Here is a 14,303-nt window from a genome sequence, read left to right as displayed (position 1 = left end):
TGCCGTGTCATTTTCGGTTCATAATCGAGTTATTGCGAGTAGATTCAGAGTAAGCTGCGGCGAGATTGCTCGACGGCTAAGGTAATTTAAGCGTAAAATATCGTCAAATAGTGACGCAATGACCACATGTGCGTGGGGTGCTGCGCCAGTTCAGCGATGCAACTGCCCGACATCTGTGCGATGAATCGGTTGGGCACGGCGCTGTTTAGGCCAGCGCGGGCCCCGTTTCGACCAGCGATACTCGGTTTTCTTCTGCGCGGCGCTCGGCCGCGTCCGCTTCGTCAGGCGACAGGGCCAGCGTCTCGCCCGTCTCTTCCTCGATCCCGTCCTCGATATGCGTCTTGTGGACGTGTCGTATCATCGTCGCCCATTGGCGGATTGAACCCATGTGCGACCCCTCGCTGAACTCTTGTTGCGAGGGGTCATAGCCCAAGTCCGGACGCGAAGATGCGGGGAATACGTCGTTAACGCGGCGCGAATCACCTTTATGCGTCGAGTACCGCGCCAACCAGCTGGCGGAACGCATCGGCGCGGTGGCTCATCGCGTGCTTGGCCGCGGGCTCCATCTCGCCGAAGGTCCGGTCATGTCCCTCGGGCAGGAACACCGGGTCATAGCCGAACCCGCTCGTCCCGCGCGGCGGCCACACCAAGGTGCCGTCGACGCGGCCTTCGAACCACTCGACATGCCCGTCGGGCCAGGCGAGCGCGAGCGCGCAGACGAAATGCGCGTCTCGGCTGGTCTCGGGCGGCAGGGCGGCGAGCTTGTCCTCGACCAGCTGCATCGCCACGCCGAAGTCCTTGCCCGGGCCCGCCCAGCGCGCCGAGAAGATGCCGGGATCGTTGTTCAGCGCCTCGACGCACAGCCCCGAATCGTCGGCGAGGGCAGGCAGGCCGGACAGGTCCGCCGCCTGCAGCGCCTTCAGCTCGGCATTGGCGACGAAGGTCGTCCCCGTTTCCTCGGGCTCGGGCAGGTCGAGCTCGGCCGCCGAGACCGGCTCGATCCCATAGGGACCGAGCAGCTCGCGGATCTCGCGCACCTTGCCGGCATTGTGGCTGGCGATCACCAGCTTGCCGGGCTTCAGCTTGCGGATCGCTTGCGGAGTCTCGCCTTCACCGGTCATCCGATTGCCTTCAGCTGCGCGTCGAATATCTGGGTGCAGCCGATCCGCGCGAGGCGGAGCAGGCGGAGCAGCCCTTCCTCGTCATAGGTCGCGCCCTCGGCGGTCGCCTGCGCCTCGGCGATGTTGCCGTTGGAGAGCAGCACGAAATTGGCATCGGCATCGGCGCCGCTGTCCTCGACATAGTCGAGGTCGAGCACCGGGTTGCCCTGATAGATGCCGCACGACACCGCGGCGACCTGGGCGATGATCGGGTCTTCCTTGATCAGGCCCTGCGCCATCAGCTTGTTCACCGCGATGCGCAGCGCGACGAACGCGCCCGAGATCGCCGCGGTGCGCGTGCCGCCATCGGCCTGGATCACGTCGCAATCGAGCGTGATCTGGCGCTCGCCGAGCTTCTTGAGGTCGGTGACCGCGCGCAGCGAACGGCCGATCAGCCGCTGGATTTCCTGGGTGCGGCCGGACTGCTTGCCCTTGGCGGCCTCGCGCTGGCCGCGGGTGTGCGTTGCGCGCGGCAGCATGCCGTATTCGGCGGTGACCCAGCCTTCGCCCTTGCCCTTGAGCCAGGGCGGCAGCCGCTCCTCGACGCTGGCGGTGACGAGCACGCGGGTGTCGCCAAAGCTGATCAGCACCGAGCCCTCGGCGTGGCGGGTGAAGTGGGGCTCGATCGTGATCGCACGCATTTCGTCGGGGGCGCGGCCGGATGGGCGCATCTGCTTCAGTCTCCTGCAAGGTTTGAAGCGGCACGTAGACGGAACGATGGGAACGCGCCAGTCTCGGTCCGCGATCCGTGGGAGAACAGGGAATGCGCAGGTTTGCGATTATCGGGCTCGGCGCGCTGGCGCTGGCGGGCTGCGCGAAGAACGAGGTCGGGCCGGGCAGGCCGGTGCCGATCGAAGCCGATTCGATCCGCTACGAGACCGGCCCGTGCTTCGGCCGCTGCCCGGTCTACACCGTCACCGTGCGGCCCGACGGCACCGGCATGTTCGAAGGCAAGCGCTTCACCGCGGTCACCGGCGAGAAGGCGTTCACGCTCAGCCGCGCCCAATATGATGCCTTCGCGGCCAAGCTCGGCCCCTGGCGCCCCACGAGCGGCGAGGTCCGCTATGCGCCCGGCGAGAAGACCTGCCCGCATGTCGCCACCGACATGCCGAGCGTCGACGTCACCTGGACCCGCGCGATCGGCGACAGCCAGCACCTCTATGTCTATTATGGCTGCGTGATGCAGAACCAGGCGATCAAGCAGGCGCTGGGCGAGGCGGCGGAAGGCCTGCCGATCCAGGAGCTGATCGGCGAGCGGCCCTGATTCCGGCGTCGGGGTGACGGTGGAACGATCGGTGACTACATACGCCTGATGACCACCCCGCCGATCCGCGAACTGACCGACCGCGCCCGCGACGTGTTCCGCATGGTCGTCGAGTCGTACATCGACACCGGCGTGCCGGTGGGCTCGCGCACGATCGCGCAGATCTCCGGGCTCAACCTCTCGCCTGCCTCGATCCGCACCGTGATGCAGGATCTCGAGGAGCTCGGCCTGCTCGCCGCGCCGCACACCAGCGCCGGCCGCATGCCGACCGAGACCGGGTTGCGGCTGTTCGTCGACGGCATGATGCAGGCGAACGAGCCCTCGCTCGAAGAGCGCGCCGCGATCGAGCGCAACGCCGCCGAGCGCGGGCCGGTCGAGGCGGCGCTCGCCAACACCACCGCTGCGCTCTCCGGCCTGTCGGCCTGTGCCGGCCTGGTGCTGGTGCCCAAGGCCGAGCCGATCCTGCGCCAGTTCGGCTTCGTGCCGTTAAGTGCGGATCGCGCGCTCGCGGTGCTGGTCGGCGAGGACGGCTCGGTCGAGAACCGCGTGGTCGAGCTCGCCGGCGGGATGGACCCGGCGGCGCTCCAGCGCGCGGCCAACTACCTCTCCGCCACCTGCGGCGGGCTTACGCTCAGCCAGGCGCTCGCCCGGGTCGAGCGCGATCTCGGCCAGCAGCGCGCCGCGCTCGACAGCGTGGCGGCCGCGCTGGTCGCGCGCGGGCTCGCCGTGTGGAGCGAGGACAGCGATCGCCGCCCGGTGCTGATCGTGCGCGGCCAGGCGCGGCTGATCGACACCGCCGCCGCCGAGGACCTCGACAAGGTCAGCCAGCTGCTCGACCAGCTCGAGGGGCAGGAGGAAATCGCCCGCCTGCTCGATTCGGCGCGCGACGGCGAGGCGACGCGCATTTTCATCGGATCGGAGAACAAGCTATTCGCGTTGTCCGGCTCATCGGTGATCGCGAAGCCGGTGCGCGCGCTCGATGGCCGCGTGGTCGGCGTGGTCGGCGTGATCGGCCCGACCCGGTTGAACTATGCGCGCGTCGTGCCCATGGTAGATTTCACGGCGGCCACTTTGGCCCGATTACTGGCCTGAACAGGGAAATATGACCGAAGAATCGAAGGTGACGGACATGCAGGACGAAACGACTCTGCGCGAGGAAACCGCGGAAGGCGCGCCCGAAGTGGCCGAGCATGACCGCGCAGCCGAGCTCGAGGCGCAGCTCGCCGAGGCCAAGGCCGCGGTGATGTATGCCCAGGCGGAGACGCAGAATGTCCGCCGCCGCGCCGAGAAGGAAGCGCAGGACGCCAAGACCTATGCCGCGACCGCGTTCGCGCGCGACGTGCTCTCGGTCGCCGACAATCTCACCCGCGCGCTCGCCGCGATTCCGGCCGAGCTCAGGGACGACGACAAGTTCAAGGGCCTGGTCACCGGCCTCGAGGCCACCGGCCGCGAGCTCGATTCGGTCTTCGCCCGCCACGGCATCTCGAAGATCGTCGCGCTCGGCGAGGCGCTCGATCCCAATCGCCACCAGGCGATGATGGAAATGCCGAGCGCCGATGCCGAGCCGGGCACGATCGTTCAGGAGATCCAGGCCGGCTACATGATCCGCGACCGCCTGCTGCGCCCGGCGCTGGTCGGCGTGGCGAAGAAGCCGGATTGAGCTTCGGCGCCTGACGAAGTGCGAAAGGCCGGGGCGATGCTCCGGCCTTTTTCTATTGTGGCTCCATCTTTTTTCCCCAGACTTCGCCGGGGAAAAGGGCTCTGCTGGTCCGCGTCAACATGACCGGATTTTCATTTGAATTCCACGCTCCGCGACGCCATGTCGCCCGCGGACGCACGGCCGTGCGTCCTTACCCGCCACAACTCCGAGAATGGGGTCATGTCCAGCAACGATCATAGTCGATCGACCGTGCCGTCCGAGGCCCTGCGCTGAGCTGACCCGCTCACCTCGCGCACTGGCCCGGGCGGCCGGTCGCAATGAGGTGTAGAATGAACGCAGCAATCCGTTTCCTCTCGGATCTCCGCCGCCTGGGCGTAGGTCGCGATCCCCATGCGCTGTTCGACGCGCGGCAGACCTTTGGCGAGAAGCTTGCCGACCGGGTTGCCGCGGTGGGCGGCTCCTGGGGCTTCATCATGGGCTTCGGCCTGTTCCTAGCCGCCTGGGCGGTGCTCAACACCGTCGTGCTGGCGAAGCACGCCTTCGATCCGTTTCCCTTCATCTTCCTCAACCTGATGCTGTCGATGCTCGCCGCGCTGCAAGCACCGATCATCATGATGAGCCAGAACCGCCAGGCAGCGAAGGACCGGTTCGAGGCGCGGCTCGACTATGAGACCAATATCCGCGCCGAGGCCCAGATCGAGAGCCTGCACGAGAAGATCGACGCGCTGATGCTCGAGATCGCCCGGCTCTCGCGCGTCGAATGAACTAAGCTATTGCTAGTCATTCGCAATAAGGTTTAAGGCCATCTCCGCCCGGCGGCCGTGCCGGGCAGGGGATTCGCCGTGTACGAGTATCTCGATCGTTCCGCCGCCGAGCTGGGTTTCACCGATCAGCTGCTGCTCACCTCGATGCGGCAATGGGTCGCCGCGATGCGCGCCGGGCGGTGCCCGTGCAGCGTGCTCGGCCCGGTGCTCCAGGGGCGGGGGCTTGCGGAAATGCTCCCCGATCTCAACATGGCGATGCTGCTGCTCGAGCGGGAGGGATTGTCCCAACTTCGCTTCAAACCGCCCTTCGCGGCGGAAATTGGCGATGACGAGGCCTTGCTCCTTTCGCTGCATGCGCTAGCACGCGCCGGCGCGCAGCCGCGCGTCGACGCCGTTATCGAGCAGATCGTGAAGCCAGAAGCGCGCCTGCCGCTCTCCGTCGCGGTGGTGCGTATCGCCGTTGCTTTCGTGCGTTGAAGTAAAATTACGTTGCAGTGCAGCTTGGATTTGGAAAGAGCCGACCTCGTGAATATGCATGCCCGAACCCCGATCGTCCTTCCCGACCACCCCGCGTTCCAGACGTGCGCGGTCCGGTGGGTGAAGCATTGGAACGAGCATCTGTTCAGCTTCGCGATCGAGCGCCCGGCGAGCTTCCGCTTCCGCGCCGGCGAGTTCGTGATGATCGGGCTCGAGGGCGAGGGCAAGCCGCTGATGCGCGCCTATTCGATCGCCAGCCCGACCTGGTCGGACGAGATCGAGTTCCTGTCGATCAAGGTCGAGGACGGCCCGCTCACTTCGCGCCTGCAGCTGATCCAGCCGGGCGACCAGGTCTATCTCGGCAAGAAGCCCACCGGCACGCTCGTCGCCGATGCGCTGCTGCCGGGCAAGCGGCTGTTCATGCTGTCGACCGGCACCGGCCTGGCGCCGTTCCTCAGCATCGCCCGCGATCCCGATACCTATGACCGGTTCGACCAGGTGGTGATCGTCCACTCGACTCGCCGGGTGAGCGACCTCGCCTATCATGACGAGCTGACCGCGCAGCTCGCCAACGATCCGCTGGTGGCGGACCAGGCGCTGCTCCAGTTCCACTATATCCCCACCGTGACGCGCGAGCCGTTCCGCACGTCGGGGCGCATCGGCCAGCTGATCGAGAATGGCTGGCTGTTCAAGGCGCCGGTCCAGGGCCATCCCGAGCTCAACCCGGAGACCGACCGGATCATGCTCTGCGGCTCGAACGCGATGATCAAGGACTTCGCGCAGATGCTCGAAGGCCATGGCTTCGAGGAAGGCTCGAACGCCAACCCGGGCAGCTTCGTCCTGGAACGCGCCTTCGTCGGCTGATCTCTAAATTCCTCCCCCAGCTTGCTGGGGGAGGGGGACCATCGCACAGCGATGGTGGAGGGGCCGCCGGCATAGCCGGCGGACTTCGTCCGCCGCCCCTCCACCACGCCCTGCGGGCGCGGTCCCCCTCCCCGAGGCAAGCTCGGGGAGGATTGAACCCCCCTTGCAATGTAGGATTTCGCCTGCTGTGCTCGCCCGATGGCGCGGCAAGCAGCCCGATCCTGGCCTGATTCGGATCGCGGCGCCCGCCACTCGGGCAAAGTGAAACGATTTGCCCCGACTCCCTTCACTTTAGCGGCCCCTGTCAAGATTTCCGGCTTTGCACGCGGGCCGTGCGCGCCCTATCTCCACCGCATGTCCGGCCGCTTCGATCATGTCCCCCATCGCCGCGCGCTGATCGATCGGCGCGGCGTTGCCGAGCGGCTGGCCGCGCTCGAGGCCAAGGATGGCGCGAAGCTGCGCGCCGCCGGTACGAAGGAGCTCAAGGCCGCGCTCGATGCCGGCCGCGCCGAAATCGCCCGCCGCCTTGCCGAGCATCCTTCGCGCGGGCACGAGATCGCGGCGTCCGGCGCCTTCCTGATCGACCAGCTGCTCCGCCTGCTCTGGGATTTCACTGTCGAGCGGCTCCACCCGAACCCCAATCCGAGCACTGCCGAGCGGATGGTCCTGCTCGCGGTCGGCGGCTATGGCCGCGGCGAGATGGCGCCGCATTCGGATATCGATATCGGCTTCCTGACGCCGTGGAAGGTCACCGCCTGGAGCGAGCAGGTCATCGAATCGATGCTCTATTCGCTGTGGGACATGCAGCTGAAGGTCGGCCATTCGTCGCGCTCGCTCGACGAGATGGTCCGGCAGTCCAAGGCGGACGTCACGGTGCGCACGGCCTTGCTCGAGGCACGCTATGTCTGGGGCGATACCGATCTCTATGACGAGGCGGCGCAGCGCTTCAAGGTCGAGGTCCAGGCCGATACCGCCCGGACGTTCATCGCCGAGAAGCTCGCCGAGCGCGAGGCGCGGCACAAGCGGATGGGCGACAGCCGCTATGTCGTCGAGCCCAATGTCAAGGAAGGCAAGGGGGGCTTGCGCGACCTGCACACGCTCTTCTGGATCGGCAAATATGCGTACAATGTCCGCGAGACTGCCGAGCTGGTCGAGAAGGGGCTGCTGACAAAGCTCGAATATCGCCAGTTCCGCCGTGCCGAGAATTTCCTCTGGGCGGTGCGCTGTCATCTCCATCTGATCACCGGCCGCGCCGAGGATCGGCTGACCTTCGACGTCCAGCGCGAGATTGCCGAGCGCATGCGCTATGCCGATCGTCCCGGCATGTCGAAGGTCGAGCGCTTCATGCGCTTCTATTTCCTCCAGGCGAAGGGCGTCGGCGACCTGACCGGCGTATTCCTGGCGCATCTCGACGAGCAGTTCGCAGCGCGGGGCAGCCGTTTCGGCTTCCCGCAGCTCTGGCGCCGGCCGCGCAAGTTGAAGGGGTTCACGCTCGATCGCGGCCGCCTCGCGCTGCCCCGCGACGATTTCTTCCGCGAGGATCCGGTGCGGCTGATCGAGCTGTTCCAGCTCGCCGACCTCTACAATCTCGAGGTCCACCCGCTGGCGATGCGCGCCGCGGGCCGCGACGCCAAGCTCGTCGACGACGTCCGCGACGATCCCCGCGCCAATGCGCTGTTCCTCGAGGTGCTGACCAGCCCGCGCACGCCCGAGACGGTGCTGCGCTGGATGAACGAGGCCGGGGTGTTCGGCCGCTTCGTGCCGGACTTCGGCCGCGTCGTCGCGCAGATGCAGTTCGACATGTACCACCACTATACGGTGGACGAGCATTCGATCCGGGCGATCGGGCTGCTGAGCCAGATCGAGAAGGGCGAGCTGCGCGACGATCATCCGCTCGGCACCAGCATCTTCAAGCAGATCGCTCAGCGCCGCGCGCTCTATGTCGCGGTGCTGCTGCACGACATCGCCAAGGGGCGCGGCGGCGACCATTCGGTTCTCGGCGCCGAAGTCGCCGAGCGGCTCTGTCCGCGGCTGGGGCTCAGCGCCGCCGAGACCGAGACGGTGGCCTGGCTGGTCCGCTGGCACCTGATCATGTCCGCCACGGCATTCAAGCGCGACCTGTCAGACTTCAAGACGATCCTCGATTTCGCCGGCCATGTGCAGAGCCCCGAGCGGCTGCGCATGCTCCTCCTCCTCACCATCGTCGATATCCGCGCGGTGGGGCCGGGCGTGTGGAATGGCTGGAAGCGCCAGCTGCTCGCCGACCTCTATGATTCCGCCGAGGAAGTGCTCCGCCTCGGCCACAAGCAGAAGGGCCGCACCGAGCGGATCGCCGCCAAGCAGGAGGAGCTCACCCAGCTGCTCGGCTGGGACGAGCCGCGCATGGCCGCGTTCAAGAAGCGGATGACCGAGAGCTACTGGATCGCCGAGCCGGCGGACGTGCTCGAGCGCAATGCCCGCCAGATCGATGCCGCGGGCGACGCCCAGCTCTCGGTCGAGGCGCAGGTCTATCCCGAGCGCGGCGCGACGCTGGTGACGGTCTATGCCGCCGATCATCCCGGCCTGTTCTATCGCATCGCCGGGGCGATCCATGTCGCTGGCGGCAACATCATCGATGCGCGCATCCACACGACGCGCGACGGGCTGGCGCTCGACAATTTCCTGATCCAGGATCCCCTGGGGCGGCCTTTCGACGAGGAGGCACGGCTCAACCGGATCAAGGCCACGATCGCCGATGCGCTGGCGAACCGTGCCAAGCTGCAGGATCGCCTCAAGGCCAAGCCGCTGGTCCGCCCGCGGGCGGAGGCCTTTGCGATCGAGGCCAATGTGCTGATCGACAACAATGCCTCGAACCGCTTCACCGTGATCGAGATCAACGCGCGCGACCGGCCGGCCTTGCTCTGCCATCTGGCCTATGCGCTGTTCCAGTCGAAGGTGACGATCCATTCGGCGCATGTCGCCACCTATGGCGAGCGCGCCGTCGATACCTTCTATCTGACCGATCTGATCGGCGATAAGATCGAGAATGGCGGCCGGTTGAAGACGATCGAGCGCCGGCTGCTCGAAGCTGCGACGGGTGATGGCACGGTGGCCGAGGCCGCCTGACGAAAGGGAGACTGCGATGCCGGTGATCGGATTGGGTGGCTTCTTCTTCCGGGCGCAGGATCCCGACGGGCTCAAGGCCTGGTACGGCGAGGTGCTCGGCGTTGGCGGCGGCTTCGGCAAGGACGAGAGCGGCCAGTCCAGCCCCTGGTTCTGGCATCCCGAGCCCGGCGGAATCGTGTTCCAGCCGTTCAAGGCGACCACCGACTATTTCGCCACCGACAAGAGCTTCATGCTCAACCTGCGCGTCCGCGATCTCGACAGCATGCTCGACCAGCTCAATGCGCTTGGCATCGAGATCATCACCAAGGAAGAATGGGACACGCCGGAGACGGGCCGCTTCGCCCGCATCCACGATCCCGAGGGCAATCCGATCGAACTATGGGAGCCGCCGGTGGCGGATCAGGCCTGAACGCATGGAAATTGTCGGGGATTATGGGCGCGACGGCTATGCGCATGTGAAGGGGTTGATCGGCCAGGAAGTTGCGCAGGCGATGCTCCAGGCGCTGCGCGAGGCGATCGGCCCGCGCGAGATCGCGTTGAGCGCAGTGAAGGATCACCCCAACCTGCTCAAGCGCGCCGCCTTCGAGATCTACGGCCATCATTATCGGCCGATCCTGCATTTCCTGTGGGGGCTGACGCCGCAGGTCAGCGTGATGCTCGGCAAGGACCTGCTGCCGACCTATTCCTATCTGCGCATCTACCGCGAGGGGGATGTCTGCCGCGTGCACTGCGACCGCTATTCCTGCGAGCACAGCATGTCGCTGACGCTCGACTATAGCGACGGGGTGCCCTGGCCGCTCGACGTCGCGAAGGAGGCCCAGGCGCCGAGCTCGCGGGTCGAGGAGGGGTTCGACAGCGATCGCTATGCCTCGATTGCGATGGAGGCGGGCGATGCGGTGCTCTACCGCGGCGTCGATCACCGCCACGGCCGGGTGACGCCCAACCCCAATGGCTGGTCGGCGCATCTCTTCCTGCACTGGGTGGACCGGCATGGCCCCTATGCCGACTATGCCTTTGACGGCCAGATGAAGCCGGCGCCGGTGAGCTTCAGCTTCGTCTAGCGCTTCTGCCAGACGCGGGCATAGTCGACTTCCATCCGCGCCGGGAACGCGCCCGCGTCGATGCCCCGGTCGCCGCCCCAGCCGCCGACGGCGAGGTTGAGGATGAGGTATTGCGGCCTGGCGAAAGGCCAGGTGTCGGGGTTGCCCTTGTGGTCGTTGTCGAAGCGCAGAAAGGCGCGGCCATCGACACCGATCAGCATCCGGTCGGCGGTCCAGTCGAGCTGGTAGGTATGGAAGGCAGTGCAGGCATCGGGGATCATCGCCTGCGCGGTCTTCTGGGTCTTGATGACGTGGTTATAGGCCTTGGTGTGGATCGAGCCGTGGACCCGGCCGGGATCCCAGCCGACATGCTCCATGACGTCGATCTCGCCGAGGCCGGGCCAGCCGGCACGCTCGTCGGTGCCGAGCATCCAGATCGCCGGCCACAGCCCCTTGCCGCAAGCGAGCTTGGCCCGCACCTCGACGAAGCCGTAGGTCCAGTCGGCGATGCCGCGGGTGACGATCTTCCCCGAGCTATAGTCCTGCCCGCCGAAATCGGGGCGATCGGCGAGGCGCTCCCTGCGGGCCTCGATGACCAGGTGGCCGTTCTCGACTCGGACATTCTCGCGCCGGTCGGCGGCGTAATATTGGAGCTCGTTGTTGTACCAGCCGAGCTTGTTGCGGCTGGTGTCATAGGCCCATTTGCGGGGATCGAGGCGCTTGCCGTCGAACTCGTCGGCCCAGACCTGCCGATAGCCCGGCGAGACCGCGATCGGCTCGTCGGTATGGGCGGTGGCCAGCGGGGCCTGGATCGTCTGGGCAGAAACGGCGCCCGGCAGCAGGATAGCTGCCGCCAGGGCGCCGCTCAACTTCACTTGGGCGACAGCACCATCAGCATCTGCCGGCCTTCCATGCGCGGATAGCTCTCGACCTTGGCATCCTCGGCGCAATCCTCCTGGACGCGCTTGAGCAGGTTCATGCCGAGCTGGCCGTGGCTGAGCTCGCGGCCGCGGAAGCGCAGGGTGATCTTCACCTTGTCGCCTTCGCCGATGAACTTGTGCACGGCCTTCATCTTCGTATCATAATCATGATCGTCGATGTTCGGACGCATCTTGATCTCCTTGATCTCCTGCGTCTTCTGGCTCTTGCGGGCGAGGTTGGCCTTCTTCTGCGCCTCGTACTTGAACTTGCCCACGTCGAGGAACTTGGCGACGGGCGGGTCTGCATTGGGCGACACTTCGACGAGGTCGAGACCAAGCTCCTGCGCCTGCTCCATCGCCTCGCGCGTGTACATCACGCCGAGATTCTCGCCCTCATGATCGATCACGCGGACCTTGGGCGACTGAATGAATTCGTTAAACCGCGGACCGTTCATCGGCGGTGCCACCATCGAGCGGCGATTCATGGGCGGACGTATACGACTTGCTCCTGTTGTTGCAGACTCGGGGTTTGGGCGGCTCAATAACGCACGACGGGGCACTTCGGTAGCCCGCTGCCGGCATTTCCGCCGAAATTCCGCGCAGTGTGGCCTGCGCGTTACTGCAATATCGGCGCGGGGTGCCCCGGAAGCAACCCCCGCGCCGCTAAAGATCAGCCCAGATCGGGCGGAGTCGCCTCGCCAACCAGCTTGGTGACGGCCTCGTCGAGGCTCAGCATCTGCTGGCCCTGGCTGCCCAGCACGCGCAGCGCCACGGTGCCTTCCTCGGCCTCGCGCTTGCCGACGACCAGCAGGTTGGGGACCTTGGCGACCGAGTGCTCGCGCACCTTGTAGTTGATCTTCTCGTTGCGCAGATCGGTGTCGACGCGGATGCCCGCGGCGATCAGCTTCTTCGCGACTTCCTTCGCATAGTCGTCCGCGTCCGAGACGATCGTCGCAACCACGGCCTGGGTGGGCGCCAGCCACACCGGCAGCTTGCCGGCGAAATGCTCGATCAGGATGCCGATGAAGCGCTCGTACGAGCCGAAGATCGCGCGGTGGAGCATCACCGGACGGTGGCGCTCGCCATCCTCGCCGACGTACGACGCATCGAGGCGCTCGGGCAGCACGCGGTCCGACTGGATCGTGCCGACCTGCCAGGTGCGGCCGATCGCATCGGTCAAATGCCATTCGAGCTTCGGCGCATAGAAGGCACCCTCGCCGGGCAGCTCTTCCCAGCCATATTCCTCGGTCGCCATGCCGGCACGGACCACGGCGTCGCGCAGCTCGGCCTCGGCCTGGTCCCACATCTCCTCGGTGCCGAAGCGATTGTCGGGGCGCAGTGCCAGCTTAATCGAATATTTGAAGCCGAAGTCCTTGTAGATCCGGTCGGCGAGGCGGCAGAAAGCCTGGACCTCGTCGACGATCTGGTCCTCGCGGCAGAAGATGTGCGCATCGTCCTGGGTGAACTGGCGGACGCGCATCAGCCCGTGCAGCGCGCCGTGCGGCTCGTTGCGGTGGCAGCAGCCATTCTCGTAGAGGCGCAGCGGCAGGTCGCGGTACGACTTGATGCCCTGCTTGAAGATCAGGATGTGCGCCGGGCAGTTCATCGGCTTCAGCGCCATCCACTGCGCGTCGTTCGAGATGATCGGGCCATCATCCTCGACGTTCGGCACCTCATCGGGGATGACGAACATGTTCTCGCGATACTTGCCCCAGTGGCCGGACTGCTCCCATTGGCGCGCGTCCATCACCTGCGGCGTCTTCACTTCCTGATAGCCCGCCGCATCGATCGCCCGGCGCATATAGGCCTCGAGCGCGCGCCAGATCGTGAAGCCGTGCGGGTGCCAGAACACGCTGCCATGCGCTTCGGCCTGGAGGTGGAACAGGTCCATCTCCTGACCGAGCTTGCGGTGGTCGCGCTTGGCGGCCTCCTCGAGGCGCACGAGATGCTCGTCGAGCTGCTTCTTGTTGAGCCAGCCCGTGCCGTAGATGCGCGAGAGCATCGCGTTCTTCTGGTCGCCGCGCCAATAGGCACCCGAGACGCGCGTCAGCTTGAAGGCATTGGGATCGACCTTGCCGGTGGAGGCGAGGTGCGGGCCGCGGCACATGTCGAGCCAGGCATCCTCGCCCTTGCCGGCGCGGTAGACGGTCAGCTCCTCGCCCTCGGGCAGCTCCTGCGCCCATTCGGCCTTGAAGCTCTCGCCCTGCTTCGTCCAGCGATCGATCAGCTGCTGACGCGACCAGACCTCGCGGACGAGGGGCTCGTCCGCGGCGATGATCTTGCGCATCTCGGCTTCGATCGCCGGCAGGTCCTCCTCGGTGAAGGGGCGATCCTTGGGGGCGAAGTCGTAATAGAAGCCGTCATCGGTCGACGGGCCGAAGGTGATCTGCGTGCCGGGGAACAGGTTCTGCACCGCCTCGGCGAGGATATGCGCGAAGTCGTGGCGCGCCAGCTCGAGCGCGTCCTTCTCGTCCTTCGCCGTCACCAGCGCCAGCTGGGCGTCGCCCTCGAACGGGCGGCCGATGTCGCGCAGCTCGCCATCGACACGCGCGGCGAGCGCTGCCTTGGCCAAGCCCGGACCGATCGCGGCGGCGATGTCCGCCGGGGTAGTCCCCGGGGCTACCTCGCGGACGGAACCGTCGGGCAGCGTTATGCGGAACATCTCGGACACGGATTCGACTTTCGTGAAGGTTGTTTGGAGCGCGGCTTATGCCTTCGCGGGTGCGATATAGGCAAGCGCCCGTGCAATTGCTTGTCGAGCCGCGCTCAAAGTGAAGGGAGTCGGGGCAAATCATTTCACTTTGGGACGTGGGCGGAGGGGCGGTTTTCCGATGCGCTCGAAAAAATCGCGCCGTGCCCATGCACAAGGGCGTGACAGACAAAATCCTACATTGGAAGCCTGTTTCGAGATGGCGTAGATTGGGGAACATCTTCGTCATCCCGGCCTTGCGCCGGGATCCCACTTCTTCCCGCAACAGAAATAGCGGGACTCCGGCGCAAGGCCGGGGTGACGAGGAAAACAGATATTCGTTTGGCTCTCAATCTGGAG

15 protein-coding genes are annotated in these 14,303 nt (G+C 66.1%); 9 read left to right on the top strand and 6 right to left on the bottom strand.

Annotated elements, in window-relative coordinates:
* Positions 1 to 205: 205 nt before the first annotated feature.
* The 3 genes from ABLE38_RS04545 to rph form a co-directional block, all read right to left on the bottom strand.
* Positions 206 to 388 carry a hypothetical protein gene (locus ABLE38_RS04545; protein ID WP_348972968.1) on the bottom strand — a complete coding sequence of 61 codons (183 nt, stop codon included), beginning with the start codon at positions 386 to 388 and terminating at the stop codon, positions 206 to 208.
* A gap of 97 nt (positions 389 to 485) precedes the next feature.
* The gene (gene rdgB / locus ABLE38_RS04540; protein WP_348972967.1) at positions 486 to 1,121 is read right to left on the bottom strand and encodes an RdgB/HAM1 family non-canonical purine NTP pyrophosphatase; all 636 of its coding nucleotides are present in this window, start codon (positions 1,119 to 1,121) and stop codon (positions 486 to 488) included.
* Positions 1,118 to 1,831 carry a ribonuclease PH gene (gene rph / locus ABLE38_RS04535; RefSeq protein WP_348972966.1) on the bottom strand — a complete coding sequence of 238 codons (714 nt, stop codon included), beginning with the start codon at positions 1,829 to 1,831 and terminating at the stop codon, positions 1,118 to 1,120. The genes rdgB and rph overlap by 4 nt, the downstream gene beginning before the upstream one ends.
* A gap of 92 nt (positions 1,832 to 1,923) precedes the next feature.
* Here rph and ABLE38_RS04530 point away from each other — a divergent pair, with 92 nt between their 5' ends.
* From ABLE38_RS04530 to ABLE38_RS04490, 9 genes are all read left to right on the top strand, one after another.
* Complete coding sequence (locus tag ABLE38_RS04530; protein WP_348972965.1) at positions 1,924 to 2,424, top strand: DUF6438 domain-containing protein; 501 nt, start codon at positions 1,924 to 1,926, stop codon at positions 2,422 to 2,424.
* Positions 2,425 to 2,472: 48 nt separating this feature from the next.
* Complete coding sequence (gene hrcA, locus ABLE38_RS04525) at positions 2,473 to 3,516, top strand: heat-inducible transcriptional repressor HrcA (RefSeq protein ID WP_348972964.1); 1,044 nt, start codon at positions 2,473 to 2,475, stop codon at positions 3,514 to 3,516.
* Positions 3,517 to 3,526: 10 nt separating this feature from the next.
* Positions 3,527 to 4,084: a nucleotide exchange factor GrpE gene (gene grpE, locus ABLE38_RS04520; RefSeq protein ID WP_348972963.1), complete on the top strand. Its 558-nt coding sequence runs from the start codon at positions 3,527 to 3,529 to the stop codon at positions 4,082 to 4,084.
* 329 nt (positions 4,085 to 4,413) lie between these two features.
* Positions 4,414 to 4,848 (top strand): DUF1003 domain-containing protein, encoded by a 435-nt coding sequence (locus ABLE38_RS04515; protein ID WP_348972962.1) that lies wholly within the window; start codon positions 4,414 to 4,416, stop codon positions 4,846 to 4,848.
* 78 nt (positions 4,849 to 4,926) lie between these two features.
* Entirely contained in the window at positions 4,927 to 5,325 is a 399-nt protein-coding gene (locus ABLE38_RS04510) for a hypothetical protein (protein WP_348972961.1), read from the top strand.
* A 54-nt stretch (positions 5,326 to 5,379) separates the two neighbouring features.
* The gene (locus tag ABLE38_RS04505; RefSeq protein ID WP_348972960.1) at positions 5,380 to 6,189 is read left to right on the top strand and encodes a ferredoxin--NADP reductase; all 810 of its coding nucleotides are present in this window, start codon (positions 5,380 to 5,382) and stop codon (positions 6,187 to 6,189) included.
* Between the two features lie 354 nt (positions 6,190 to 6,543).
* Complete coding sequence (locus ABLE38_RS04500) at positions 6,544 to 9,294, top strand: [protein-PII] uridylyltransferase (RefSeq protein ID WP_348972959.1); 2,751 nt, start codon at positions 6,544 to 6,546, stop codon at positions 9,292 to 9,294.
* A 16-nt stretch (positions 9,295 to 9,310) separates the two neighbouring features.
* Positions 9,311 to 9,703, top strand: a complete 393-nt coding sequence (locus ABLE38_RS04495; RefSeq protein WP_348972958.1) for a VOC family protein — start codon at positions 9,311 to 9,313, stop codon at positions 9,701 to 9,703.
* Between the two features lie 4 nt (positions 9,704 to 9,707).
* Complete coding sequence (locus ABLE38_RS04490; RefSeq protein WP_348972957.1) at positions 9,708 to 10,355, top strand: hypothetical protein; 648 nt, start codon at positions 9,708 to 9,710, stop codon at positions 10,353 to 10,355.
* Here ABLE38_RS04490 and ABLE38_RS04485 read toward each other — a convergent pair.
* The 3 genes from ABLE38_RS04485 to thrS all read right to left on the bottom strand — a co-directional run bounded on the left by ABLE38_RS04485 (position 10,352) and on the right by thrS (position 13,916).
* On the bottom strand, positions 10,352 to 11,209 hold the full coding sequence (locus ABLE38_RS04485; protein WP_348972956.1) for a glycoside hydrolase family 16 protein: 858 nt from the start codon (positions 11,207 to 11,209) through the stop codon (positions 10,352 to 10,354). The two genes, ABLE38_RS04490 and ABLE38_RS04485, sit on opposite strands and share 4 nt — an antisense overlap.
* On the bottom strand, positions 11,206 to 11,739 hold the full coding sequence (gene infC / locus ABLE38_RS04480; RefSeq protein WP_348972955.1) for a translation initiation factor IF-3: 534 nt from the start codon (positions 11,737 to 11,739) through the stop codon (positions 11,206 to 11,208). Before infC ends, ABLE38_RS04485 begins: the two co-directional genes overlap by 4 nt.
* Before the next feature lie 185 nt (positions 11,740 to 11,924).
* Positions 11,925 to 13,916, bottom strand: coding sequence for a threonine--tRNA ligase (gene thrS, locus ABLE38_RS04475; protein ID WP_348974448.1), 1,992 nt, complete (start codon positions 13,914 to 13,916; stop codon positions 11,925 to 11,927).
* Between the last annotated feature and the right edge of the window lie 387 nt (positions 13,917 to 14,303).

It is taken from the genome of Sphingomonas sp. KR3-1 (assembly GCF_040049295.1).
In the GTDB taxonomy this organism is placed as follows: domain Bacteria; phylum Pseudomonadota; class Alphaproteobacteria; order Sphingomonadales; family Sphingomonadaceae; genus Sphingomonas.
Note: the sequence above shows the minus strand (reverse complement) of the source record. Positions and strands in the feature narration are given on the sequence as shown.

Bases quoted from the DNA above. Each gene is read 5' to 3' on its own strand.
- ABLE38_RS04545 (WP_348972968.1), bottom strand. From the start codon at position 388: ATGGGTTCAATCCGCCAATGGGCGACGATGATACGACACGTCCACAAG.
- rdgB (WP_348972967.1), bottom strand. From the start codon at position 1,121: ATGACCGGTGAAGGCGAGACTCCGCAAGCGATCCGCAAGCTGAAGCCC.
- rph (WP_348972966.1), bottom strand. From the start codon at position 1,831: ATGCGCCCATCCGGCCGCGCCCCCGACGAAATGCGTGCGATCACGATC.
- ABLE38_RS04530 (WP_348972965.1), top strand. From the start codon at position 1,924: ATGCGCAGGTTTGCGATTATCGGGCTCGGCGCGCTGGCGCTGGCGGGC.
- hrcA (WP_348972964.1), top strand. From the start codon at position 2,473: ATGACCACCCCGCCGATCCGCGAACTGACCGACCGCGCCCGCGACGTG.
- grpE (WP_348972963.1), top strand. From the start codon at position 3,527: ATGACCGAAGAATCGAAGGTGACGGACATGCAGGACGAAACGACTCTG.
- ABLE38_RS04515 (WP_348972962.1), top strand. From the start codon at position 4,414: ATGAACGCAGCAATCCGTTTCCTCTCGGATCTCCGCCGCCTGGGCGTA.
- ABLE38_RS04505 (WP_348972960.1), top strand. From the start codon at position 5,380: ATGCATGCCCGAACCCCGATCGTCCTTCCCGACCACCCCGCGTTCCAG.
- ABLE38_RS04500 (WP_348972959.1), top strand. From the start codon at position 6,544: ATGTCCGGCCGCTTCGATCATGTCCCCCATCGCCGCGCGCTGATCGAT.
- ABLE38_RS04495 (WP_348972958.1), top strand. From the start codon at position 9,311: ATGCCGGTGATCGGATTGGGTGGCTTCTTCTTCCGGGCGCAGGATCCC.
- ABLE38_RS04490 (WP_348972957.1), top strand. From the start codon at position 9,708: ATGGAAATTGTCGGGGATTATGGGCGCGACGGCTATGCGCATGTGAAG.
- infC (WP_348972955.1), bottom strand. From the start codon at position 11,739: ATGAATCGCCGCTCGATGGTGGCACCGCCGATGAACGGTCCGCGGTTT.
- thrS (WP_348974448.1), bottom strand. From the start codon at position 13,916: ATGTTCCGCATAACGCTGCCCGACGGTTCCGTCCGCGAGGTAGCCCCG.